We start from the raw sequence: 6,256 nt of genomic DNA on the forward strand, positions 1-6,256 counted from the left end.
TCAGGAAGGGGTGTGCTTAGAGGCCGTGCATTCTAGCCTAATTCGATGGCTTTCGGCACCTGCTCTAAGCCACGCCTGCCGGGCGGCGGAACCGGACTTTTGGGTCAGAATTTTGGATGTTCGCCTGAAGATGATCGTCGCCTGGAAGATCGAGCGCCGTCCGCACGGCGCATCGCGAGCTGCGCTCGCTCCTACGTTTGTTTCAGGCCAGTAACGTCAGTGACAGGCGCGCGCGACCGTGTGGTCCGTACGACGCGATATTCCGTCATGCGCCAAGGCGCTCGCGCGTAACTCCTGCAGAAATAACTGGCCGCAAACAAACGTAGGAGCGAGCGCAGCTCGCGATGCGCCGTGCGGACGGCGCTCGATCTCCCACGCGACGAACCTCTTAACGGCAAGCCACACAGCACGGAACCCGCTACCAGACAAGCTAACAGTTGTCGAGATATGGTTGGGCCAGTCCTTTGCGTATACTGCAACCTATGTTCGCCCACACTGCTTTGCGCCAGCGTTGCGCCAAATGGCTTCTCGCAACCGGACTCTTTCTGCTGCTAGGTGCCTGCGTTGAAAAACCCAGCACCCTCGAGCGCGTGAAGGAGGATGGCGTGCTGCGCGTGATCACACGCAACAGCCCGGCAACCTACTTCCAGGACCGTAACGGCGAAACCGGCTTCGAGTACGAACTGGTCCAGCATTTCGCCGACGATCTCGGCGTAAAGCTGCAGATCGAGACCGCCGACAACCTGGACGAGCTGTACGACGCCCTCGGCAAGCCCTCCGGCCCGGTACTGGCTGCTGCCGGCCTGGTCAGCAGTGAGCGGCGCAAAGCGCAGGTGAAATACTCCCATCCCTATCTGGAGGTGACCCCGCAGGTCATCTACCGCAATGGCCGCCCACGCCCCACCAGCGCCAAGGGTTTGGTCGGCAAGAAGATCATGGTGCTCAAGGGCAGCAGCCATGCTGACCAGTTGGCCGAGCTGAAAAAGCAGTACCCGGCCTTGCAATATGAGGAATCCGACGCCGTCGAAGTGGTCGACCTGCTGCGCATGGTGGACGAAGGCCAGATCGACTTGACCCTGGTGGACTCCAACGAACTGGCGATGAACCAGGTGTATTTCCCCAACGTGAGGGTCGCCTTCGATTTGGGCGACACCCGCGACCAGCGCTGGGCAGTGGCAGCAGGCGAAGACAACAGCCTGCTCAACGAAATCAACGAATTTCTCGACAAGGCACAGAAGAACGGCACCCTTCAGCGTTTGAAGGATCGCTACTACGGCCATGTTGACGTTCTCGGCTACGTCGGTGCCTACACCTTCGCCCAGCACCTGCAACAGCGCCTGCCCAAGTACGAGAAGCACTTCAAGAGCTACGCCAAGGTCGAGCAGGTCGACTGGCGCCTGCTGGCAGCCATCGGCTACCAGGAATCGATGTGGCAGCCGGAAGTCACCTCCAAGACCGGCGTGCGCGGCCTGATGATGCTGACCCAACGCACCGCCCGGGCCATGGGCGTGTCCAACCGGCTGGACCCGAGGCAGAGCATCCAGGGCGGCGCCAAGTACTTCATGAAGATCAAGGAAGAGCTTGATGACAGCATCAAGGAGCCGGATCGAACCTGGTTTGCCCTTGCCGCCTACAACGTTGGTGGCGGCCACCTTGAAGACGCCCGCACCCTGGCCAAGCGCGAAAAGCTAAACCCGAACAAGTGGCTGGACGTGAAGAAGATGCTGCCGCGGCTGGCTCAGAAGCAGTGGTACCGGCAGACCAAGTACGGCTACGCCCGTGGTGGCGAACCGGTGCATTTCGTGGCCAACATCCGCCGCTACTATGACATCCTCACCTGGGTGACCCAGCCGCAACTCGAAGGCCAGGTGGCCGAGGGCAACCTGCATGTGCCCGGGGTCAACAAGAACAAGCCGGCGGATCAGTCGCCACCGATGTAAGCCTTTCAGGGCCTCTTCGCGGGTAAACCCGCCCCTGCATAATTCGCACAGAACTTACAGGAGCGGGCTGCCCGCCAAGAGCCGGATGCAATTCAGGCCTTGGCCCGACGAGCCCTGAAGAAATCGCTGAGAATCTGCCCGCACGCCTCGGCCAGCACCCCGCCCTCCACCATCACCCGGTGATTGAGAAAGCCTTGGCCAAAGAACTGTCCCTGGCTCTGCACGACCCCCGCCTTGGGTTCCAGCGCGCCAAACACCACGCGCATCACCCGCGAATGCACGATCAGCCCCGCACACATGCTGCACGGTTCCAGGGTCACATACAGGGTGCTGCCGGGTAGCCGATAGTTGCTGGCCGACCTGGCTGCCGCCCTGATCGCCACCATCTCGGCATGCGCGCTGGGGTCACTGTCGATGATCGGCCGGTTGAACCCCTGGCCGATCACCTGTCCGTGCTGCACCAGTACCGCGCCCACCGGTACCTCGCCCAGCGCCGCGCCTTCGGCGGCCAAACCCAGTGCCAGCCGCATGAATTCCTGATCGCGACTGCGATCGATGATCTGCGGACGCATCAGACCACCGCGATCGCGGCCATCAGGCCGGTTTCCATATGGTCGATGACGTGGCAGTGGAACATCCAGGTCCCAGGGTTATCCGCCACCAGCGCTACCTGGGCACGCTCGTTCTTGCCCAGCAGGTAGGTGTCGGTGAACCACGGCTCCTTGATGTCGTGACGGTTGGAGCCGATCACCTTGAAACTCATGCCATGCAAGTGGATCGGGTGCTGGTACTGGGTCATGTTCTTAAGCTCGAAGATGTAGCTCTTGCCCTTTTGCAACGTGGCGATGGGGCGGTCGGCGCAGGTCTTGTCCGTAATATCCCAGGCCTGACCGTTGATCTGCCACAAGCTCGGCGGTTTGCCCGCGTCAGTGGTGACAGAGACGCTGGCCGCCCACTCGAAATTGAAGTTCAGCTTTTCGGCATTCTCCAGGTCCGGCTCGGCGATCGGATTGGGCGGCAGCGCTGGCGGCCAGTCACTCGGCGCGTCGTTGCTGGCCACCGAACGCAGGGTGCCCAGGCGCACGAAACCGTCGCGCAGGGAGATTTCCTCACCCGCCTCGGGAATGCGAATGGCCAGACAGATACGCATGCCCGGGCCTAACCAGTACTCATCCAACGCACGCGGGGTGACCGGGTTGCCGTCGAGGGCATAGATTCGCGCCTCGCAGTTGCCTTTGAGGTTGAGGCGATAGGTCCAGGTGTTGTCCAGGTTCAGCAGGCGCACCCGCACCACCTGGCCAGCCGGCAGCTCGGTGATCGAGTCGGCCTGGCCGTTGATGGTGATCAACCGCCCGGCAGTGCCGTTGCGCGCGGCCTCGCGCGGGATGCTGAAAGGCAGCCATGCGCCCTGCTCGTCCACATGCCAGTTCTTCAGGCTCAGCGTACGCTCATGCTGGAACCCGGTGGGTTCACGCTCCTCGACGATCAGCGGCCCGACCAGACCGCGGCCTAGCTCCTCGGAGCTGCTGACATGGGGGTGATACCAATAGCTGCCGGCGTCCGGCACGCGGAACTTGTAATCGAAGTATTCACCTGGCTTGACCGGCAATTGCGAAACGTATGGCACACCATCCATCTCCAGCGGCAGGCGGATGCCGTGCCAGTGGATAGTGGTCTCGACCGGCAGATGGTTGATAAAGCGTACCCGCAGCCAAGTGCCCTGGCGCACGCGCAGCTCGGTGCCCGGGGCCGATGGGCCGAAGGCCCAGGCCTCGGTCTTGAACCCCGGCACCAGCTCGACGTCCAGGGGTGCTGCGATCAGCTCATAATCGTGCCCTGCGCTGTCGTCTTCGACCTTGCCCAGCCAGTAACGCGCCGCGCCACCGGCGCCCAGGCCAACCACAACCAGGCCGGTCAGGCCCTTGAGCATTTGTCGACGGGTGAAGGACATCGGTGCGGGTACCTCGTGTTCTGCGCAATCAGTCTGCCAGCAAGGCGCTGACGATGAGGGGCGAATACGATACACCTGCAAATGGGAAATATTAAGTGAAGTATCTAAGCATCGTCCGCTTTAGCCACGGCATTGGCTGGACGGCAGGCGTAGCGGAACCAATCGACAGTGACGACATCAAATTGACACCATTGCCAGAGGCACCTCAGATGAGAAAATGCCTCGTAGTGCAATCATCAGCTCATTTGGCGGCTGGCTTGACTGCTAGGGCGGTGCATGGGGAATGAATCGCCGTCAGCCAGCACACTCACCGGGCCTTCTCTAAAGGAATGCAATGGTAAATGGACTTATCAGCTTACGTCCCTAGCTGGGGCGACATCGAACGCAACCTGGACCAGAGGTTCAGCGCCCTGAAACAGAGCGTCAGCAGCGGCTTGCGCAATGCCCATGACAGTTGGGACGGTTTCACCCGCCGTGTAAGCGATGGCGCCAGCCAGGCCTATGGCGCTGTAGGCGCGCATCGGATCGACAACGTCCGGCAGGCGATGGCGCTGTCCTACCCCATGATGCAGTCAAATCTGTCCCGCACATGGGCATCCATCAACATCGACCAGATTTTCCCCGTGCTGCTCAAGCTGGTGCGGGAAGTGGTGATGATTCTCGGCGGCAGCGTCGCGCTGGGCGGCGTTATAGCGGCGCGGTAGGTTCTCTCGCCTTCCGCCAGATACCTCTTTCAGAGTACTGAATCGGATTGAGCAAGGCCCCACGACTCATCTCTTATTAGAAAAAGAACTATGATCGACCTGCACAGCTCCACCCTCGCCGTTACCGAATATGCCTACCGGTACAACCACTTGCTGCCAGCGCCCACCCCACGCGAGTCCGCAAGCCGTGGCTACGTACACCCGCAATGGCAAAATTCGCGCGCCTGCACACTCACCCCCGATCAATCGCTCGACAGAGCCAAGGGGGCATTGCTGGGGTTGGCCATTGGCGATGCCTTAGGCACCACGCTGGAGTTCTTGCCCCGTGATGCCAAGCATGTCGATGACATGGTCGGCGGCGGGCCGTTCAGGCTCAAGCCAGGTGAGTGGACAGATGATACGAGCATGGCGCTTTGCCTGGCGGACTCGTACCTGGCGTGCATGCGATTTGACCATGCCGATTATCTTGAGCGTCTGTGCAGGTGGTACAAGCAAGGGGAAAACAGCGCTAACGGTGTCTGCTTCGACATTGGCAATGCAACCCGCCTTGCCTTGGAAGGATGGCTACGGCAAGGCTTGGACTGGTCAGGCAACACAGACCCGAACACGGCCGGTAATGGCTCGATCATCCGACTCGCCCCGACCGCCATTTTCAGGCGCCACATGCTACCGTCCACCTGGCGCGAAGCCCAAAGTCAGAGTCGGACCACCCACCGCGCGCCCGAAGCACTAAGTTGTTGCGAACTGCTGGGTGCGCAGCTGCACCTCGCCCTGAACGGCGCAGACAAGGAGGAAATATGCCGCCCCATGGTGCGCCCATTGCAGCCCCGCGCCACGGTTATCAACGCTGGCGAATACAAGGAAAAAAGCCGCGACCAGATTCGCTCTTCAGGGTATGTCATCGACACCTTGGAAGCTGCACTGTGGGCAGTGTGGAATACCGACAACTTCAGGGACGCAGTGCTTCTGGCAGCAAACCTGGCAGACGATGCCGACAGTGTGGCAGCCGTGGCGGGACAACTAGCCGGGGCGTTGTACGGGGTATCCGGCATGCCCGTGCAATGGGTAAAGACAGTGGCGTGGTCAGAACACATACAGGACCTCGCCCAAGCGCTGCACGACCAGGCGCCTGAAAGCGACCCGTTCTACTCGCTGTGATAATGCACGCAGCGGGGCAGATGAATGTGAGTAGCCGATAGACCTCATGGAGTTGGTTAAAGAAGTCTCAATGATTGTGGGAGGGAGTGTGGCGGTGGGTGGCGCCATCGGCGGCGCGGTTGGCTCGCGTGCTTTTGGCGCGGGCGCGCTACCGGGCGCAATGGTTGGAGGCGGGATTGGGTTGCAAGTGGGCAACCTGATTCTGATGGGTTTGGGTTTGGCGGCCATCGCTGACTATTTCTATCAAGGCTTACCCACCTGCCTTGCGAGCCTGCAAGAAGGACTCGCTACGGCCTGGTACGCATCCGACGGCGTCAAGCCAGAAGGGCTTGATCCTACCGGCGGCTCTTCAGCGCAGATCCAGGAGCGAACAGAACGCGCAGCACGACAACTTGCGCGTGGGCAGGAGCAATTGGTGTTGCTGCTGTTGACGGCCATCGTCACCTACCTCACTCGCGGCCAGATGAAGGCTGGGGTGATGAATAGTATGGAAAGCATTGCAA

The 6,256-nt window shown here is 61.0% G+C and carries 4 protein-coding genes and 2 pseudogenes; 4 read left to right on the top strand and 2 right to left on the bottom strand.

Annotated features, from left to right (window positions below):
* Nucleotides 1-482 precede the first annotated feature (482 nt).
* Nucleotides 483-1,940 carry a membrane-bound lytic murein transglycosylase MltF gene (gene mltF, locus ACF8EA_RS25835; protein WP_392523708.1) on the top strand — a complete coding sequence of 486 codons (1,458 nt, stop codon included), beginning with the start codon at nucleotides 483-485 and terminating at the stop codon, nucleotides 1,938-1,940.
* A gap of 92 nt (nucleotides 1,941-2,032) precedes the next feature.
* On the opposite strand, the gene tadA is transcribed toward mltF, so the two are convergent.
* On the bottom strand, nucleotides 2,033-2,512 hold the full coding sequence (gene tadA / locus ACF8EA_RS25840; protein ID WP_103443548.1) for a tRNA adenosine(34) deaminase TadA: 480 nt from the start codon (nucleotides 2,510-2,512) through the stop codon (nucleotides 2,033-2,035).
* Nucleotides 2,512-3,891, bottom strand: a complete 1,380-nt coding sequence (locus tag ACF8EA_RS25845) for a multicopper oxidase family protein (RefSeq protein WP_392523710.1) — start codon at nucleotides 3,889-3,891, stop codon at nucleotides 2,512-2,514. The genes tadA and ACF8EA_RS25845 overlap by 1 nt, the downstream gene beginning before the upstream one ends.
* A gap of 341 nt (nucleotides 3,892-4,232) precedes the next feature.
* Between ACF8EA_RS25845 and ACF8EA_RS25850 the strand changes: the two are divergent.
* From ACF8EA_RS25850 to ACF8EA_RS25860, 3 genes and pseudogenes are all read left to right on the top strand, one after another.
* A pseudogene (locus ACF8EA_RS25850) lies at nucleotides 4,233-4,609 on the top strand (DUF6861 domain-containing protein); the annotation flags it as partial.
* A 76-nt stretch (nucleotides 4,610-4,685) separates the two neighbouring features.
* Nucleotides 4,686-5,753: an ADP-ribosylarginine hydrolase Tri1 gene (tri1, locus tag ACF8EA_RS25855; protein WP_392523712.1), complete on the top strand. Its 1,068-nt coding sequence runs from the start codon at nucleotides 4,686-4,688 to the stop codon at nucleotides 5,751-5,753.
* 43 nt (nucleotides 5,754-5,796) lie between these two features.
* A pseudogene (locus tag ACF8EA_RS25860) lies at nucleotides 5,797-6,256 on the top strand (DUF6861 domain-containing protein); the annotation flags it as partial.

The sequence above is a fragment of the Pseudomonas sp. YQ_5 genome (genome assembly GCF_043103305.1).
Taxonomy (GTDB): domain Bacteria; phylum Pseudomonadota; class Gammaproteobacteria; order Pseudomonadales; family Pseudomonadaceae; genus Aquipseudomonas; species Aquipseudomonas putida_Y.

What these genes read in the sequence shown, in the direction of transcription:
- mltF (WP_392523708.1), top strand. Translation starts at nt 483, where the DNA reads ATGTTCGCCCACACTGCTTTGCGCCAGCGTTGCGCCAAATGGCTTCTC.
- tadA (WP_103443548.1), bottom strand. Translation starts at nt 2,512, where the DNA reads ATGCGTCCGCAGATCATCGATCGCAGTCGCGATCAGGAATTCATGCGG.
- ACF8EA_RS25845 (WP_392523710.1), bottom strand. Translation starts at nt 3,891, where the DNA reads ATGTCCTTCACCCGTCGACAAATGCTCAAGGGCCTGACCGGCCTGGTT.
- tri1 (WP_392523712.1), top strand. Translation starts at nt 4,686, where the DNA reads ATGATCGACCTGCACAGCTCCACCCTCGCCGTTACCGAATATGCCTAC.